This window comes from Sphingomonas sp. PWP1-2, assembly GCF_049898305.1.
In the GTDB taxonomy this organism is placed as follows: Bacteria; Pseudomonadota; Alphaproteobacteria; order Sphingomonadales; family Sphingomonadaceae; genus Sphingomonas; species Sphingomonas glacialis.
In genome coordinates, this window is sequence record NZ_JAFCXM010000001.1 from 932813 (window position 1) to 947734 (window position 14922).

The 14922-nt window shown below is 67.1% G+C and carries 14 protein-coding genes; 8 read left to right on the plus strand and 6 right to left on the minus strand.

What is annotated here, in order from left to right:
* Nucleotides 1-74: 74 nt before the first annotated feature.
* Entirely contained in the window at nucleotides 75-1031 is a 957-nt protein-coding gene (locus ACP7C5_RS04580) for an alpha/beta hydrolase (RefSeq protein ID WP_426263330.1), read from the minus strand.
* A 35-nt stretch (nucleotides 1032-1066) separates the two neighbouring features.
* Here ACP7C5_RS04580 and ACP7C5_RS04585 point away from each other — a divergent pair, with 35 nt between their 5' ends.
* The 3 genes from ACP7C5_RS04585 to ACP7C5_RS04595 all read left to right on the plus strand — a co-directional run bounded on the left by ACP7C5_RS04585 (nucleotide 1067) and on the right by ACP7C5_RS04595 (nucleotide 4705).
* A complete protein-coding gene (locus ACP7C5_RS04585; RefSeq protein WP_426263331.1) occupies nucleotides 1067-2005 on the plus strand; it encodes a histone deacetylase family protein in 939 nt (312 codons plus the stop codon).
* Between the two features lie 64 nt (nucleotides 2006-2069).
* Nucleotides 2070-3443: a cryptochrome/photolyase family protein gene (locus ACP7C5_RS04590; protein ID WP_426263332.1), complete on the plus strand. Its 1374-nt coding sequence runs from the start codon at nucleotides 2070-2072 to the stop codon at nucleotides 3441-3443.
* A 44-nt stretch (nucleotides 3444-3487) separates the two neighbouring features.
* A complete protein-coding gene (locus ACP7C5_RS04595) occupies nucleotides 3488-4705 on the plus strand; it encodes a class I SAM-dependent methyltransferase (RefSeq protein WP_426263333.1) in 1218 nt (405 codons plus the stop codon).
* A 110-nt stretch (nucleotides 4706-4815) separates the two neighbouring features.
* Here the strand turns inward: ACP7C5_RS04595 and ACP7C5_RS04600 are convergent, their stop codons facing one another.
* Nucleotides 4816-5526, minus strand: coding sequence for an SDR family NAD(P)-dependent oxidoreductase (locus ACP7C5_RS04600; RefSeq protein WP_354289010.1), 711 nt, complete (start codon nucleotides 5524-5526; stop codon nucleotides 4816-4818).
* Nucleotides 5527-5659: 133 nt separating this feature from the next.
* The gene (purF, locus tag ACP7C5_RS04605) at nucleotides 5660-7129 is read right to left on the minus strand and encodes an amidophosphoribosyltransferase (protein WP_133189094.1); all 1470 of its coding nucleotides are present in this window, start codon (nucleotides 7127-7129) and stop codon (nucleotides 5660-5662) included.
* A gap of 130 nt (nucleotides 7130-7259) precedes the next feature.
* On the opposite strand from purF, the gene ACP7C5_RS04610 reads away from it, so the two are divergent.
* The 5 genes from ACP7C5_RS04610 to ACP7C5_RS04630 all read left to right on the plus strand — a co-directional run bounded on the left by ACP7C5_RS04610 (nucleotide 7260) and on the right by ACP7C5_RS04630 (nucleotide 10885).
* Complete coding sequence (locus tag ACP7C5_RS04610) at nucleotides 7260-7508, plus strand: Rho termination factor N-terminal domain-containing protein (protein WP_426263334.1); 249 nt, start codon at nucleotides 7260-7262, stop codon at nucleotides 7506-7508.
* Nucleotides 7509-7653: 145 nt separating this feature from the next.
* Nucleotides 7654-8016: a phosphoribosyl-AMP cyclohydrolase gene (gene hisI / locus ACP7C5_RS04615; RefSeq protein ID WP_426263335.1), complete on the plus strand. Its 363-nt coding sequence runs from the start codon at nucleotides 7654-7656 to the stop codon at nucleotides 8014-8016.
* Between the two features lie 32 nt (nucleotides 8017-8048).
* On the plus strand, nucleotides 8049-8558 hold the full coding sequence (locus ACP7C5_RS04620; RefSeq protein WP_426263336.1) for a hypothetical protein: 510 nt from the start codon (nucleotides 8049-8051) through the stop codon (nucleotides 8556-8558).
* A 105-nt stretch (nucleotides 8559-8663) separates the two neighbouring features.
* A complete protein-coding gene (locus ACP7C5_RS04625) occupies nucleotides 8664-9083 on the plus strand; it encodes a MerR family transcriptional regulator (protein ID WP_133189090.1) in 420 nt (139 codons plus the stop codon).
* The gene (locus tag ACP7C5_RS04630) at nucleotides 9083-10885 is read left to right on the plus strand and encodes an acyl-CoA dehydrogenase C-terminal domain-containing protein (RefSeq protein WP_426263337.1); all 1803 of its coding nucleotides are present in this window, start codon (nucleotides 9083-9085) and stop codon (nucleotides 10883-10885) included. Before ACP7C5_RS04625 ends, ACP7C5_RS04630 begins: the two co-directional genes overlap by 1 nt.
* A gap of 46 nt (nucleotides 10886-10931) precedes the next feature.
* On the opposite strand, the gene ACP7C5_RS04635 is transcribed toward ACP7C5_RS04630, so the two are convergent.
* The 3 genes from ACP7C5_RS04635 to ACP7C5_RS04645 all read right to left on the minus strand — a co-directional run bounded on the left by ACP7C5_RS04635 (nucleotide 10932) and on the right by ACP7C5_RS04645 (nucleotide 14718).
* Nucleotides 10932-12242, minus strand: a complete 1311-nt coding sequence (locus ACP7C5_RS04635) for a cell wall hydrolase (RefSeq protein WP_426263338.1) — start codon at nucleotides 12240-12242, stop codon at nucleotides 10932-10934.
* Between the two features lie 275 nt (nucleotides 12243-12517).
* A complete protein-coding gene (gene cysK, locus ACP7C5_RS04640) occupies nucleotides 12518-13438 on the minus strand; it encodes a cysteine synthase A (protein ID WP_133189086.1) in 921 nt (306 codons plus the stop codon).
* Nucleotides 13435-14718: an MFS transporter gene (locus tag ACP7C5_RS04645; protein ID WP_426263339.1), complete on the minus strand. Its 1284-nt coding sequence runs from the start codon at nucleotides 14716-14718 to the stop codon at nucleotides 13435-13437. Before ACP7C5_RS04645 ends, cysK begins: the two co-directional genes overlap by 4 nt.
* Nucleotides 14719-14922 lie beyond the last annotated feature (204 nt).

The following is a 14922-nucleotide window of genomic DNA, read 5'->3' on the forward strand; positions in this document are numbered from 1 at the left end:
CGTGTGGCGGCCCCCCTTCAAAACCAGCCTGAAGGAGGCTGGCTGTCCGCCTCCCCGGTTCCCGGAGGGGGGGATTAAAGGGCTTCGGCAATCAGCGTTTTTGCGGCGGCCAGCGCACCAGCGACATCCTCCGCCGCGGACGGGATCGCTTTGCGCAGCGTGATGAAACCGTGGATGTTGCCGACCGCCTCGCGGAAGACGACCGGAACGCCCGCCTCCGCCAGTGCCGCGGCGTAGGCACGGCCCTGGTCGCGGATCGGGTCGAGGCTCGCGGTCACCACGACCGCGGGCGGCATGCCCGCAAGGTCGCCCTTGAGCGGCGACGTGCGGATATGCTCGGCTTCGGCCTGATAGGCGGCGTTGAACCATTCCATGCTGTCGCGCGTCAGCAGGAAGCCGTCGGCGAACTGCGTGTAGGACGGATATTCGCGGCTCGTGTCGGTCGCGGGATAGAAGGGGAGTTGCGCGATCACCGGCACCGCGGCGGGCGCATCGCGCAGCGCCACCGCGGTGACGATTGCGAGATTGCCGCCGGCGCTGTCGCCGCAGACGATCAGGCCGGTGACCGACCGACCGAGCGCCTCAGGGCTCGCCGCCGCCCAGCGTGCCGCCGCCTCGCAATCGTCTGGTGCGGCGGGCCAGGGACTTTCGGGGGCGAGGCGATAATCGACCGCGAGCACTGGCAAGTCGAGGCTACGCGAGACTTCGGCGCAGAAGCTCGCGTGCGTGTCGAGATCGCCGATCACGAAGCCGCCGCCGTGGAAGAACAGGACGAGCGGCCCTGCCGCGCGCGTCGCAGCGGTGTCGAACAGCCGCGCGGGAATGTCGCCGGCAGGGCCGGGGATCTTCAGGTCGGTGATCGTCGCGAGCTCGCCGACCGGCGGATCGGCAATGTCCTTCATCGCGGCATAGGTCGCGCGCGCGGCGGGTGCCTCGAGCTGGTGCATCTTGGGGCCGGGAATATTATTGAGGAAAGCGAGGAAGCCCGCGACATCGGGGCGCACATACGGATCGGTCACGCTGCTCTCCATCTGGTCTATGCCGTGTTTGCTCCTACCTAGGGGGGATGATCGCGGTCGTCCATCACCCAGCCTATGTTGCGAACGGCCAGGCGGCCAACCCGAGCCAGCTCAGCAAGAATGCCGCGATTCGCGACCTGCTGCGCACGCATGGGAGTGCGATCGACTGGCACGAACCCGAGCCGATGCCGCTCCACTGGCTCGAGGCGACGCACGATCCCGGCTATGTCGCCGAGGTACTCGAAGCCCGCGTGCCGCGGGAAAAAGAGCGGCGGATCGGCTTTGCGGTGACGGCGAGCGTCGCGGCGCGCGCACAGGTCGTGCCGGCGGGGACGTGGCTCGCGGCACGGCTCGCGCTCGAGCGCGGGTTTGCCGCCAACAGTGCGGGCGGGAGCCATCATGCGCTCGCCGAGACCGGGGCTGGGTATTGCGTGTTCAACGATCTCGCGATCGCGGCGGTGCGGCTGGTCGAGGAGGGCGATGTCGCACGCGTGCTGATCGTCGATTGCGACGTGCATCAGGGTGACGGCACCGCGGCACTCACCGCCGGCCGACCGGGGATCGCGACCTATTCGATCCATGCCGAGAAGAACTTCCCGGCGCGGAAAGCCCGTTCGAGCCTCGACGTGCCGCTTGCCGACGGGATCGGCGATGGCGCGTATCTCGCGACGCTCGAAGCGACGCTGCTGCCGCTGATCCGCGACTATCGGCCCGACCTGATCCTCTATCAGGCGGGGATCGATCCGCTCGCGGGCGACCGACTCGGTCGGCTCGCGCTGACACCCGACGGGCTTGTTGCGCGCGACCGCTTCATCGCCGAAGCCGCCGCGACGCGCGGCATCGCGCTCGCGAGCACGGTCGGGGGCGGGTATGGCGACGATGTCCGCGCGCTCGCCGCGACGCATGTCGCGGTGATCCTGACCTTGGGGCGCGCATATCACGCGGCGCGCGCCACTCCGGGAACGATGGCGCTCCCGTCAAGTTGAGCATGACGAAAGCGGGGCAGGGTGCCTAAAGAGGTGCCGCTCCCGTTCGTTTGTGAGGCAATGCTTGACCGATCCCGTTCTTCTCTGGCTGCGCCGCGACTTGCGGCTCGCCGACCAGCCCGCCTTGCTCGCCGCGATCGAGGATGGGGCGGTGATCCCGGTCTATGTGCTCGATGACGACACGCCGAAACACTATGCGATGGGCGGCGCGTCGCGCTGGTGGCTGCATCACAGCCTCGAAAGCCTCGATGCCGCTTTGCGCGCGAAGGGATCGCGGCTGATCCTGCGGCGCGGGGTGTGCGATGTCGAACTCGCCAAGCTCGCAGAGGAAACCGGGGCGAAACGCGTCCATGCGATCCGCCATTTCGAGCCGTGGTGGCGCAATGCCGAGCGCGCGGTGGCGAAGCGGCTTGATCTGGCGTGCCACGACGGCAATTATCTCGCGCCGCCGGGCTCGGTGACGACGGGCTCGGGCGGGCAGTACAAGATCTTCACGCCATTCTGGCGCGCATTGAAGTCGACGCTGCCGCCGCCCGAACCGACGCGCGTGCCCGCCCATATCCCCGCGCCGGCGCACTGGCCGAAGAGCGATTCGCTGGCCGACTGGGACCTGCTTCCGACCAAGCCCGACTGGTCGACCGGGTTCGGCAAGGAATGGACGCCGGGCGAAAAGGGCGCACGCAAACGCCTGAAGGCGTTCGCGGATCTTGCCGACCGCTATGACGAGACGCGCAACCTGCCCTCGGTCGAGGGCAGCTCGCGACTGTCGCCGCATCTGCATTTCGGCGAAGTGTCGGCGGCGCAAGTGTGGCACGCGGTCGCCGATGCGGGGGGCTCGGTCGATGTCTTCCTCAGCGAGATCGGGTGGCGCGATTATGCGCAGACCGTCATCCAGCAATATCCCGATTACGGCACCAAGAACGGTCGCGACGCGCTCGATGACCTCGCCTGGCGGACGGGCAAAGCCGCCAACGCCGATCTCGAGGCGTGGCAGCAGGGCCGCACCGGCTATCCGATCGTCGATGCCGGGATGCGCCAGTTGTGGACGACGGGCTGGATGCACAACCGCGTGCGGATGATCACCGCGAGCTTCCTGATCAAGCATCTGCTGATCGACTGGCGCAAGGGCGAGCGCTGGTTCTGGGATTGTCTGGTCGATGCCGATTACGGATCGAACGCGGTCAACTGGCAATGGACCGCAGGCACCGGGATCGATTCGAACATGTTCGTGCGGATTATGGCGCCGCTCGTCCAGTCGCCGAAATTCGATGCCGGGGACTATATCCGCGAGTGGGTGCCCGAGCTTGCCGGCATCAAGGGCGATGCCGTCCACGATCCCGAAGAGGCCGGCTGTCTCCCGCGTGGCTACCCCGCAAAAATCATCGGGCATCGCGAGGCACGCGAGCGGGCGCTCGAGGCGGCACGCCAGGCGCGCTGAAAATCCCGTTGCGGTACGCGGGCATGGATGCGAGGGGGCGCGCGATGCTTGGGGCCTTCTCGAAATTGTTTCACCGCCTGCTCGACCGGATCGACGCGGGTCTGGTCGCGGGATCGCTTGCCGCGCACTTGCCCGACGGGCGCGACCGGTTGCTGGGCGGCCGCGCGCCGGGGCCGGCGGCGGTGGTCGATCTGCGCAGCTGGCGCGCATTGCTGCGGCTGGCGACGGGGGGATCGGCGGGCTGGTACGTCGCCTGGTCCAAGGGCGAATGGGCGAGCCCCGATCCGACCGTGCTGTTCGAGCTGTTCATGCGCAACCGCGTGACGCTCGGCGGCACCGCGCGCTCGGGCGGGGTGATCCGCACGCTGCGGCGTATGGCGAACAGTCGGCGGCGCAATTCGCGAGTTGGTGCGCGGCGAAACATCGAATTCCACTACGATCTCGGCAACGATTTCTATCGCGTCTGGCTCGACCCGAGCCTGACCTATTCGAGCGCCTTGTTCGCCGAGCCGGTGTCGGCGGCGGAAAGTCTAGAGGCCGCGCAGGCGACCAAGATCGACGCGATCCTCGACCGGCTGGCGGTGGCGCCGGGGGACCGCGTGCTCGAGATCGGGTGTGGCTGGGGCGCGTGTGCGGAAGCCGCAGCGCGGCGCGGGCTCAGCGTCGATGCGATCACGCTGTCGGCCGAGCAGGATCTGGCGGTGCAGCAGCGGATCGCGGCGGCCGGCTTGAGCGACGTGACGGTGTCGCGGATCGACTATCGCGACGTTACCGGCGAATACGATGCGGTCGCTTCGATCGAAATGGTCGAAGCGGTCGGGCAGGAATATTGGCCGGCCTATCTCGCCGCGGTCGCGCGCGCGCTCAAGCCCGGGGGGCGCGCGGCGTTGCAGTACATCACGATCGATGACGCGATCTTCCCGGCCTATGCCGAGAATGTCGATTTCATTCAGCGCTACATCTTTCCCGGCGGAATGCTGCTGTCGGAGAGCCGCTTTCGCGCGCTGGCCGAGGCGGAAGGGCTCGAGTGGCAAGACAATCGCACCTTCGGGCTGCATTATGCCGAGACGCTGCGGCGCTGGCGTGCGGCGTTCGATGATGCGGTCGCGGCCGGGCGGTTGCCGGACAAGTTCGACCGGTCGTTCATCGACTTGTGGCGCTATTATCTGATGTATTGCGAAGGCGGTTTTCGCGGCGGCGGGATCGACGTCGCGCATGTCACGCTGGTGAAGATTTCCCCTCCCGCTTGCGGGAGGGGTTAGGGGAGGGGCGTGCCTCGCTTCCCTCCCCCAGCCCCTCCGGCAAGCGGGAGGGGAGTTTTGAGGGCTTCCCTCCTGGAAGCGTGAGGGGAACTCTATTCGACTCGTGCGCTCTATTCGACGCGTTCGAAATGTCCGGTCGCGAAATCCTCGGTCAGCAAAGCGACGATCCGATCCGCCACCACCGACGGATCCTTGACCGACTTGGGGTCTTCGCCCGGATAGGCCTTGTGGCGCATCGCGGTGCGCGTCGCGCCGGGGTCGATGATCGCGGTGCGGACCTTGCTGATCAGCTCCATTTCGTCGCCATACGCCGAAAGCAGCGTCTCGAACGCCGCCTTCGATGCGCCATACATTCCCCAATAGGCGCGCGGCTTGCGCCCGACGCTGGATGTGAGGCCGATCACCCGGCCGTGCGCCGATTTGCGCAGCATCGGGTCGAACGCCGCAATCAGCGCGGCCTGCGCGCTGACGTTGAGCGTAAGGACCTGCGCCATCTCCTTGGCGTCGATCGCTGGGACGGCGGACAATTGCCCGAGCATCGCGGCGTTTAGGACCATGATGTCGAGCGCGGGCCAGCGCTCGCCGATCGCGGTGCCGAGGCGCGCAATGCTATCGGTCTCGGTCAGGTTGAGCGGCGCGATCGTCGCCGATCCGCCCGCGTCGAAGATCGCGTTCTCGACGGTCTCGAGGCCCGCCGCGGTGCGCGCCGTGATCACGACATGTGCGCCCGCCGCGCCGAGCGCGAGTGCGGTCGCAGCGCCAATCCCGCGGCTTGCGCCAGTGACGAGGGCAACTTGATTGGCGAGTGGCTTGTCGGTCATTCGGGGCTCTCTCCCTTTGAGCCCCTCCCCTTCAGGGGAGGGGTTGGGGGGTGGGGACGTGCCTCGCAGAGCGCCAGCGCCCGTTACTTCCCCACCCCAATCCCTCCCCTGAAGGGGAGGGGCTATATGTCGCTTAAATGACGCGTTCCGCGAGCAGCGCGAACTGATCGACCGAGGAGACGTCGTCCTGGTCGGTCAGGCTGGTCGGGTAATCGCCGGTGAAGCAGGCGTCGCAATGGCTCGGCCGGATCGCGTTGCGCTGCGGCTCGCCGAGCGCCTTGTAGAGCCCGTCGATCGAAACGAAGGCGAGGCTGTCGGCCTTGATATACGCCGCCATCTCCTCGAGGTTCTTGGTCGCGGCGAGCAGCTTTGCGCGCTCGGGCGTGTCGACGCCGTAGAAGCACGAATGCCGCGTCGGCGGGCTGGCGATGCGCATATGCACCTCGGCCGCACCGGCTTCGCGCATCATCTCGACGATCTTGAGGCTGGTCGTCCCGCGCACGATCGAATCGTCGATCAGCACGATCTTCTTGCCCGCAATCAGCGCGCGGTTGGCGTTGTGCTTGAGTTTGACGCCGAGATGGCGGACCTTGTCGCTCGGCTGGATGAAGGTGCGCCCGACATAATGCGAGCGGATGATGCCGAGCTCGAACGGAATGCCCGATTCCTGCGCGTAGCCCAGCGCCGCCGGCGTGCCGGAATCGGGGACGGGGATGACGAGGTCGGCCTCGACTGGACTCTCGATCGCCAGCTGCGCGCCGATCGCCTTGCGCACGGTGTAGACGCTGCGGTCCTCCGAAATCGAATCGGGGCGCGAGAAATAGACATATTCGAAGATGCACGGCCGCGCCGCGACGGGCGCGAAGGGGCGGTGCGAGGTGATCTCGGTGCCCTTGACCATCACCAGTTCGCCCGGATCGATCGAACGGACGAAGGTCGCACCCACGACGTCGAGCGCCACGGTCTCCGACGCGAAGATGATCGACCCGCCATCCGGGCCATCGATCTTGCCCATCACGAGCGGACGGATGCCGAGCGGATCGCGGCAGGCGATCATGCCCTCAGGCGTCATCACGATCAGCGAATAGGCGCCTTCGACGCGCTTGAGCGCATCGATGAACTTGTCGACGGTGGTGCGATAGTTCGAGGTCGCGACGAGATGGATGATCGTCTCGGTATCGCTGGTCGACTGGAAGATCGATCCGCGCCGCACCAGATCGCGCCGCAGCCGCAACGCGTTCGAGATGTTGCCGTTGTGCGCGATCGCGAAACCGCCCGAGGCGAGATCGGCGTAGAGCGGCTGCACGTTGCGCAGAGCCGTCTCGCCGGTCGTCGAGTAGCGGACATGGCCGCAAGCGACCGAGCCGCGCAACGGGACCATGATGTCCTCGCGGTCGAAATTGCCCGCGACATGCCCCATCGCGCGATGGGTGTGGAACTCCACCCCGTCGAAGCTGGTGATGCCGGCCGCCTCCTGGCCGCGGTGCTGCAGCGCGTGCAGCCCGAGCGCAACCAGCCGGGCCGCGTCGGTCGCGCCGGAAATGCCGAAAATGCCGCACTCTTCGTGCAGCGTGTCGTCTTCATGTGGGTTCGTGGTCAGCATATCGCCCTTCGGGGGTAGCGCTCGCGGTGGCATATAGGGAGGGCTCCGGGGTTTGTCGCGCTTTTGTAACAACGCGCGGAGCGTTTGGTCGCATCTCGGGTTTTTTGGCGTTGAATAGCAGGAGGTTGCGGTGGCGAAGGATCATGGACCGAGCGTCAAGGACGACACGCTCTACGAGGATCTGCGCTGCGACGGCGCGTCGAAGGAAAAAGCCGCGCGAATCGCCAACGCCAAGGCGGCGGGGACGATCGACCATCGCGCGACTGCGCTCGAGGATCGAACGAAGGACGATCTGATGAGGGAAGCGCGCGAGATCGGAATTGCCGGCCGATCGAAGATGACCAAGGCGGAATTGGTGAAGGCGATTCGCGAGGATTGAGGATGCCACCCGTCACCCCGGCCTCGTGCCGGGGCCCACCGTGCAGCGCGCGCGGCCGCTTGAACCAAAACGCGGGATTGCCGCCCGGTGGACCCCGGCACAGGGCCGGGGTGACGGAAGGGGGGAGCGGCGCTATTGGCAAGCCATGCCTGATCCCCGCGAAACCGGCCTCGTGCTGGACCCGAAATACGATGCCGCCGGCTTGATCACTGCGGTCGCAACCGATCGCGTGACCGGCGACGTCCTGATGCTCGCCCATATGAATGCCGAAGCGCTGGCGCTGACGGTGGAAACCGGGGTCGCGCATTTCTGGTCGCGCAGCCGGGCTGCGCTGTGGAAGAAAGGCGAGACCTCGGGGCATGTGCTCCAGGTCAGCGACATCCGCATCGATTGCGATCAGGATGCCGTGTGGCTGATCGTCGATCCCGCTGGCCCTGCGTGCCACACCGGCGCGCGCAGCTGTTTCTACCGCCGCATCGAGGGCGATCGGCTGGCATCGGCGGAATGATGCCGAGGCGGCGCACGCGCGTATGGGGGAGGGTGCAGGTCGCGCTTGTCGTACTGACCCTGCTGCTGGCCGGATGCCACCGCGCCGCATCGGATCCGGCCGCGTCGCCGACCCCGCAGGGGCTCGAAGCCGCCGCGATCCAGGCGGGCGTCATTCCCGACCCGGCAAGCACCGATCTCACCGGCGTCTATGCGACCGGGAACGACCGCGTCTGTATCGTGCCGAGCGCGAAGGCATATCGGATCGGCGTCTTCGTCGATTATGACGAGACGCAGAATTGCGGCGGATCGGGCGTCGTCACGCGCGATGGCGACACGCTGCACGTGACGCTCGGCGCTAGCGGCGATGGCTGCACCATCGATGCGCGGTTCGAAGGCGATCGCATCGTTTTCCCGCCGCGCGTTCCCGACGCGTGCCAGAAGGCGTGCCGCGGTCGCGCGTCGATCGCCGCGCTCGATGTGACGCGGCTGAGTGAATCCGCGTCGGAAGCTGCAACGCTGCGCGACGCGCGGGGGCGTTTGCTGTGTGGGGATGGCGGGTAGCCTAGCCGCGGGTTCGCGACGGATTGGTCAGCCCGACCCACGAAACGATCCCGAACCGGCGCCTTGCGGGTTGACGTTCACGTAAGCGGCAACTATTTAGCGGACATGTCCAGCGATCCCGCCTATGCCTTGATCGAGCGTCATCCCGATCGCGATCATTTCTCGATTTCCGATCTCTCGGCAGAGTTCGACGTCACCGCGCGTGCGTTGCGCTTTTACGAGGATGAGGGGCTGATCGCCCCCGAACGCCGCGGCACCGCGCGGATCTATTCGCAGCGCGATCGTGCGCGGCTCGCCTGGATCCTGCGCGGCAAGCGCGTCGGTTTCTCGCTGTCCGAGATCCGCGAGATGATCGACCTCTACGATATCGGCGACGGGCGCCGCGCGCAGCGTGCCGTCACGATCGAGCGCTGCCGCAGCCGCGTCGCTTTGCTCGATGCGCAAAAGCGCGACATCGACGCCGCCATCGCCGAATTGACCGAGTTCATCGAGCTCGTCGAACATAATCATCCGAAGGAAGCCTGATGCCCCAATATACGCCCCCCGTTCGCGACGTCCGCTTCGTGCTCGAGCATGTCGTCGGCCTCGAAAACTATTCGAACCACGCCGGCTTCCAGAACGCGACCCCCGACGTGGTCGATGCCGTGCTCGACGAAGGCGGCAAGTTCGTCGCCGAAGTGCTGTTCCCGCTCAATGCTTCGGGTGACCAGGAAGGCTGCACGCGTCACGAGGACGGTTCGGTCACCACGCCGAAGGGCTTCAAGGACGCCTATGACGCGTTCGTCGAATCGGGCTGGGGCACGCTCAGCGCGCCGGAAGAATTCGGTGGCCAGGCGATGCCGCACGTCGTCTCGACCGCGTTCCAGGAGTTCATGATCTCGTCGAACATGGCGTTCGCGATGTATCCCGGCCTGTCGCACGGCGCGATCGCCGCGCTGCTGGCGAAGGGCTCGGACGAGCAGAAGGCCAAGTACGTCCCCAACATGGTCAGCGGCAAATGGGGCGGCACGATGAACCTGACCGAGCCGCAGTGCGGCACCGATCTCGGCCTCATCCGCACCCGCGCCGAGCCGCAGGCCGACGGCTCCTATGCGATCACCGGCACCAAGATCTTCATCTCGTCGGGTGAGCATGACCTGACCGAGAACATCATCCACCTCGTCCTGGCCAAGACGCCCGGCGCGCCGGAAAGCTCGAAGGGCATTTCGCTGTTCGTGGTGCCGAAGGTCCTCGTCAACGACGACGGCTCGCTCGGCGCGCGCAACCCGGTCACCTGCGGCTCGATCGAGCACAAGATGGGGATCCACGCCAATTCGACCTGCGTGATGAACTATGACGGCGCGATCGGCTGGCTCGTCGGGGAGGAGATGAAGGGGCTCGCCGCGATGTTCATCATGATGAACGCAGCCCGCCTCGGCGTCGGCCTGCAGGGCCTCGGCGTCGCCGAAGTCGCCTATCAGAATGCCGTCCAGTACGCCCACGACCGCCGCCAGGGCCGCGCGCTGACCGGGCCGAAGGAGCCGAACGAAAAGGCCGACACGCTGTTCGTCCACCCCGACGTCCGCCGCATGCTGATGGAAGCCAAGGCGCTGACCGAGGGCCTTCGCGCCTTGTGCCTGTGGGGCGCGCTGCAGGTCGATCTCGAACATGCCGGTGCGACCGAGGAAGAGCGCCAGCTCGCCTCCGACCTGATCGGCCTGCTGACCCCGGTCATCAAGGGCTACGGCACCGACAAGGGCTATGACGTCGCGACCAACGCGCAGCAGGTTTACGGCGGCCACGGCTACATCGCCGAATGGGGCATGGAGCAGTACGTTCGCGATGCCCGTATCGCGATGATCTACGAGGGCACCAACGGCGTCCAGGCGATGGATCTGGTCGGGCGCAAGCTCGCGCAGAACGGTGGCCGTGCGGTGCAGGCGTTCTTCAAGGTCGTCGCCGACGACGTCGCGGCGGGCAAGGCCGATCCGGCGACCGCCGACTTCGCGTCGCGCCTCGAAAAGGCCAATGGCGAGCTCCAGGCGGCGACGATGTGGTTCATGCAGAACGGCATGCAGAACCCCGACAATGTCGGCGCCGGCGCGCACAGCTACATGCACATCATGGGCATCGTTGGCCTGGGCGTGATGTGGCTGCGGATGGCGACGGCTGCGACCAAGCTCAAGGCAGCGGGCGAGGGCGATGCCGCTTTTCTCGACGCCAAGCTGATGACCGCGCGCTACTTCGCCGAGCGGATCATGCCCGAGGCAGGCGCGCTGCGTCGCAAGATCGAGGCTGGTGCCGAAGCGCTGATGGCGATTCCACCGGAGATGTTCGTAGCGGCGTAAGCGCCGCGCGCCTCTTCCCGCATCCGGCGGGAGGAGGCGCGCCCGCCTATCGCGGCTCGAATGTCTGCGTCACGGCGGATGACGGTGCTACATCGGCCTTGCGGCGCACGCCGACCAACGCATCGGGGACCGACGCCGGCGATCCCGGCGTGCGCGTCGCACTCGGCAGGGCATCGGGCTTAGCGATGTTTGCGCCGCGGGTACTCGGCAGATAGACCTGCTGCTTCATGCACTGCGATAGATCGGCGCGCTTGAACTCGGTGCAATTCCACAGCGCCTTGTCATAGCCCCGCGCCCGGTCGCGCAGATAGCTGAACGACAGAGCGGCGATCTGCGTCGGCTGAAGCGGCAGCGCGGCGGGTGTCTTGGTCTTGTCGCTCCATCCCATCACCTTGCAATACGCGCGGTCGCCACAGGTCCGTGCAGCAAGCTGCGCGAAGCCGTCGGGTGTCATCTTCTTGGCATCGAGCGTCAGCAGGAAGCTGCCGTCGTCGCTGGCGAGCTCGCTCGGCAGCGGAGTCGCCGCCGCAACCGGATCGACATAGAGTGCCTCGGTCGCGACCATCGAAGGCCCGTCGCGATGCGCGTCCGAATAGTCCGCCAGTTGCGCGATGATCGGCTCGTCGCTCGACACGTGGCGGTTGAAGGCGGGCGGGGTGCCCCACCAGCCGGTCCAGCGGAAGAACAGATGGGTGTTCACCGCGGCGATCTTGTCGAGGCTCGACTGCCAATACGGCACGACCCAGTCGGTATGGTAATGCGTGGCATAGCCGACCGGCCTGAACACCGCGCCAGTCAGCGCCGCGGTCGCGGTCTCGCGTGCGCGCGTCCATTGCACGTCGAGCCAGCCATGGCGCGCGAGCGCGCCGTCGCAGGTAAAGGTGAACTGGCAGCCGGTCGAGCGCTCGGCGCCCTGGAACACCACGCCGCAGATCGTCTTGGGGAAGGCGGGATGGCGGACGCGGTTGATCACCACCTGCGCGACGGCGCGTTGCCCGACCGGATCGTCGCCCGCCTCGTACAGCACGGCAGCGGCCATGCAGTCGATCGCGCGTGCGCGCTGGATCGGGTCGCCGGCGAGCTTGAACGGGCGCGCGGCGGGGTTGGGGCCATCGACGAACGGTACGCTCGCGTTGAACGCGCGGGCGTCGTCGGGGTCGAGATCCTGGAACGCGACCGGCTCGACCGACGGCAACTCGGCGGCGGGGACGACGCGCTGCGCTGCGCTGCGCGCGACATGGTGGCGCACGAGTGGCGGCGCGAAGCGGATCAGCAGGACCGGGACGAGGATCGCGAGCGTCGCGATCGCCACGACGATCGCGCGCAGCGTGGCGCTGGGAGGGCGGAACGGGGTCATGCGATCAAGACCGGAAATTGAGAAGCAACGGGGGCACGAACGGCTCCTGACCAAATTGGGCCAGCGCCTTTAGCGCATTCTCGCGCGGATACGAAATGGGCGCGATGTCATCGCCGTGCGCGGTCCGGTTCGGTTCGGAAGGGGCGAACACCCCCCAACCGTCACTCCGGCCTCGTGCCCGGGTCTACCGTCCCGCATGCCCAACGACGGCGGTTCGTCCGTCACGGTGGACCCCGGGACAAGCCCGAGGTGACGAAGAAGACTTGCGACCGCGCTCAGCTCTCCGGCAGAAAGTCCGGCACCGACAGATAGCGCTCGCCCGTATCGTAATTGAAGCCGAGTACCCGCACGCCCTCAGGCAAATCGGGCAGCTTCTGCAGGATCGCGGCGAGCGTCGCGCCCGAGCTGATCCCGACGAGCATCCCTTCCTCGGCCGCCGAGCGGCGCGCCATGTCCTTGGCGACGCTCGCATCGACCTTGATCGCGCCGTCGATCGCCTGGGTGTGGAGGTTGGCGGGGACGAACCCGGCGCCGATCCCCTGGATCGGGTGCGGGCCGGGCGACCCGCCCGAGATCACCGGCGAGGCGGCGGGCTCGACCGCATAGACCTTGAGGTTGGGCCAATCCTGCTTGAGCCGTTCGGCGACGCCGGTGATGTGCCCGCCGGTGCCGACGCCGGTGATGATCACGTCGATCGGCGAATCGCGGAAGTCGTTGAGGATCTCGAGCGCGGTCGTGTGGACATGGACATCGATGTTGGCGGGGTTCTCGAACTGCTGCGGCATCCACGCGCCGGGCGTCTGCTCGACGAGCTCGAGCGCACGCTCGATCGCGCCCTTCATGCCCTTCTCGCGCGGGGTGAGGTCGAAGGTCGCGCCATATGCCAGCATCAGCCGGCGGCGTTCGAGGCTCATGCTCTCGGGCATGACGAGCACGAGCTTGTAGCCCTTGACCGCGGCGACCATCGCCAGGCCGACGCCGGTGTTGCCCGAGGTCGGCTCGATGATCGTGCCGCCGGGCTGGAGATGGCCGTCACGCTCGGCCGCCTCGATCATCGCCAGCGCGATGCGGTCCTTGATCGAGCCGCCGGGGTTCGAGCGCTCGGACTTGATCCACACTTCGGCGCCGGGAAACAGCTTCTGGACGCGGACGTGCGGCGTGTTGCCGATCGTGTCGAGGATCGTGTTGGCTTTCATGGCGTGGCCTCCAGTTCGAGATCGCGGGAATCTTGGGCGCTTTTGGGCAGATCGAAAGTCTTGGCGTTGCGAATGCTGGGGAAGAGATAGGTCCACAGGATCGTAACGACAATCGCCCCGCCGCCCCCGACCAGCACCGCGCCGACCGGCCCGAGCGCAGCCGCGAGGAACCCCGACTCGGCCTCGCCCAGCTCGTTCGACGCCGAAATGGTGAGCTGCGAAACCGCGCCGACGCGTCCGCGCTTGTCGTCGGGGGTGTGCAGCGTGATCAGCGACTGGCGGATATAGACCGAGAACATGTCGGCCGCGCCCGCAACCGCCAGCGCGGCGAGACTCAGCGCCATGATCTGCGACAAGCCGAACACCACCGTGGCCACGCCGTAGACGAGGACCGCGCCGAGCATCTTGGGGCCGACATTGGTCTTGATCGGGCGGAAGGAGAAGAACAGCGCGACGACCGAGGCACCGGCAGCGGGCGCGGCGGCGAGCAGGCTCAGTCCCTGCGGGCCGACCTTCAAAATGTCGTGCGCGTAGATCGGCAGCAAGGCGCTCGTCCCTGCGAGGAACACGGCGAACAGATCGAGCGTGATCGCGCCGAGCACCAGCGTGTTCTGCCCCACATATGCCAGGCCGTCGACGATCTGGCGCAGCGGGTTGCCCTTGTTCGGGGTGATCGTGCGCGGCACCGGCGGGATCGTCAGCATGCACGCCAACGCGACCGCGAACAGCACCGTGGCGAGCGCATAGGCGCCCCACGGCGCGGCGGCATAGGCAAAGCCGCCGAGCGCCGGCCCGACGATCGTGCCGACTTGCCACGAGATCGAGCTCAGCGCGATCGCGGTCGGGAGGACTTCGCGGGGGACGAGATTGGGCGCGAGCGCGCCGAACGCCGGACCCGCAAACGCGCGCCCGAGCCCGAGCAGCACCGCGACCGAGAACAGGACGGGCAACGTCATGCCGCCCGAATAGGTGACGAGCGCGAGACTCAGCGCGCACGCCACTTGCAAGGCGAGCGTGCAGCGCGTGATCAGCCGCCGGTCGAATCGGTCGGCGACCCAGCCGGTGAGCGGCGTCGTCACGAACAGCGGCACGAATTGCAGCAGCCCTATCAGCCCGAGCTGCGCGGCGGCGCCGGCGGGGGACATCGTCGTCCGCGCGATCGTGTAGGTCTGCCACCCGATCACGATGATCATCGCATTTTGCGCGATCGTCATCGCGAAGCGCGCCGCCCAATACGAACGGAACTGTGCGATGCGGAGCGGGTGGCGAGCGACGGTCATCTTGCCCTGCCTTAAGCGGTGCGATGCGGGAGGGGCAATCGAGGATGTGCTTGGCCTGTGGAAACTTGCGCTGTTCGCACGTCATCCGGGACTTGATCCGCGATCGACGCGTGCCACGCGCTTTCGCTACCCCGGTGGCGGTTCGGCGGAAAACATCCGCGATGCGCATCGTTTTGACAGGGGCGATTGATATCGGCGCAACAT

Bases quoted from the DNA above. Each gene is read 5' to 3' on its own strand.
- ACP7C5_RS04580 (WP_426263330.1), bottom strand. From the start codon at position 1,031: ATGGAGAGCAGCGTGACCGATCCGTATGTGCGCCCCGATGTCGCGGGC.
- ACP7C5_RS04585 (WP_426263331.1), top strand. From the start codon at position 1,067: ATGATCGCGGTCGTCCATCACCCAGCCTATGTTGCGAACGGCCAGGCG.
- ACP7C5_RS04595 (WP_426263333.1), top strand. From the start codon at position 3,488: ATGCTTGGGGCCTTCTCGAAATTGTTTCACCGCCTGCTCGACCGGATC.
- ACP7C5_RS04600 (WP_354289010.1), bottom strand. From the start codon at position 5,526: ATGACCGACAAGCCACTCGCCAATCAAGTTGCCCTCGTCACTGGCGCA.
- purF (WP_133189094.1), bottom strand. From the start codon at position 7,129: ATGCTGACCACGAACCCACATGAAGACGACACGCTGCACGAAGAGTGC.
- hisI (WP_426263335.1), top strand. From the start codon at position 7,654: ATGCCTGATCCCCGCGAAACCGGCCTCGTGCTGGACCCGAAATACGAT.
- ACP7C5_RS04625 (WP_133189090.1), top strand. From the start codon at position 8,664: ATGTCCAGCGATCCCGCCTATGCCTTGATCGAGCGTCATCCCGATCGC.
- ACP7C5_RS04630 (WP_426263337.1), top strand. From the start codon at position 9,083: ATGCCCCAATATACGCCCCCCGTTCGCGACGTCCGCTTCGTGCTCGAG.
- ACP7C5_RS04635 (WP_426263338.1), bottom strand. From the start codon at position 12,242: ATGACCCCGTTCCGCCCTCCCAGCGCCACGCTGCGCGCGATCGTCGTG.
- cysK (WP_133189086.1), bottom strand. From the start codon at position 13,438: ATGAAAGCCAACACGATCCTCGACACGATCGGCAACACGCCGCACGTC.
- ACP7C5_RS04645 (WP_426263339.1), bottom strand. From the start codon at position 14,718: ATGACCGTCGCTCGCCACCCGCTCCGCATCGCACAGTTCCGTTCGTAT.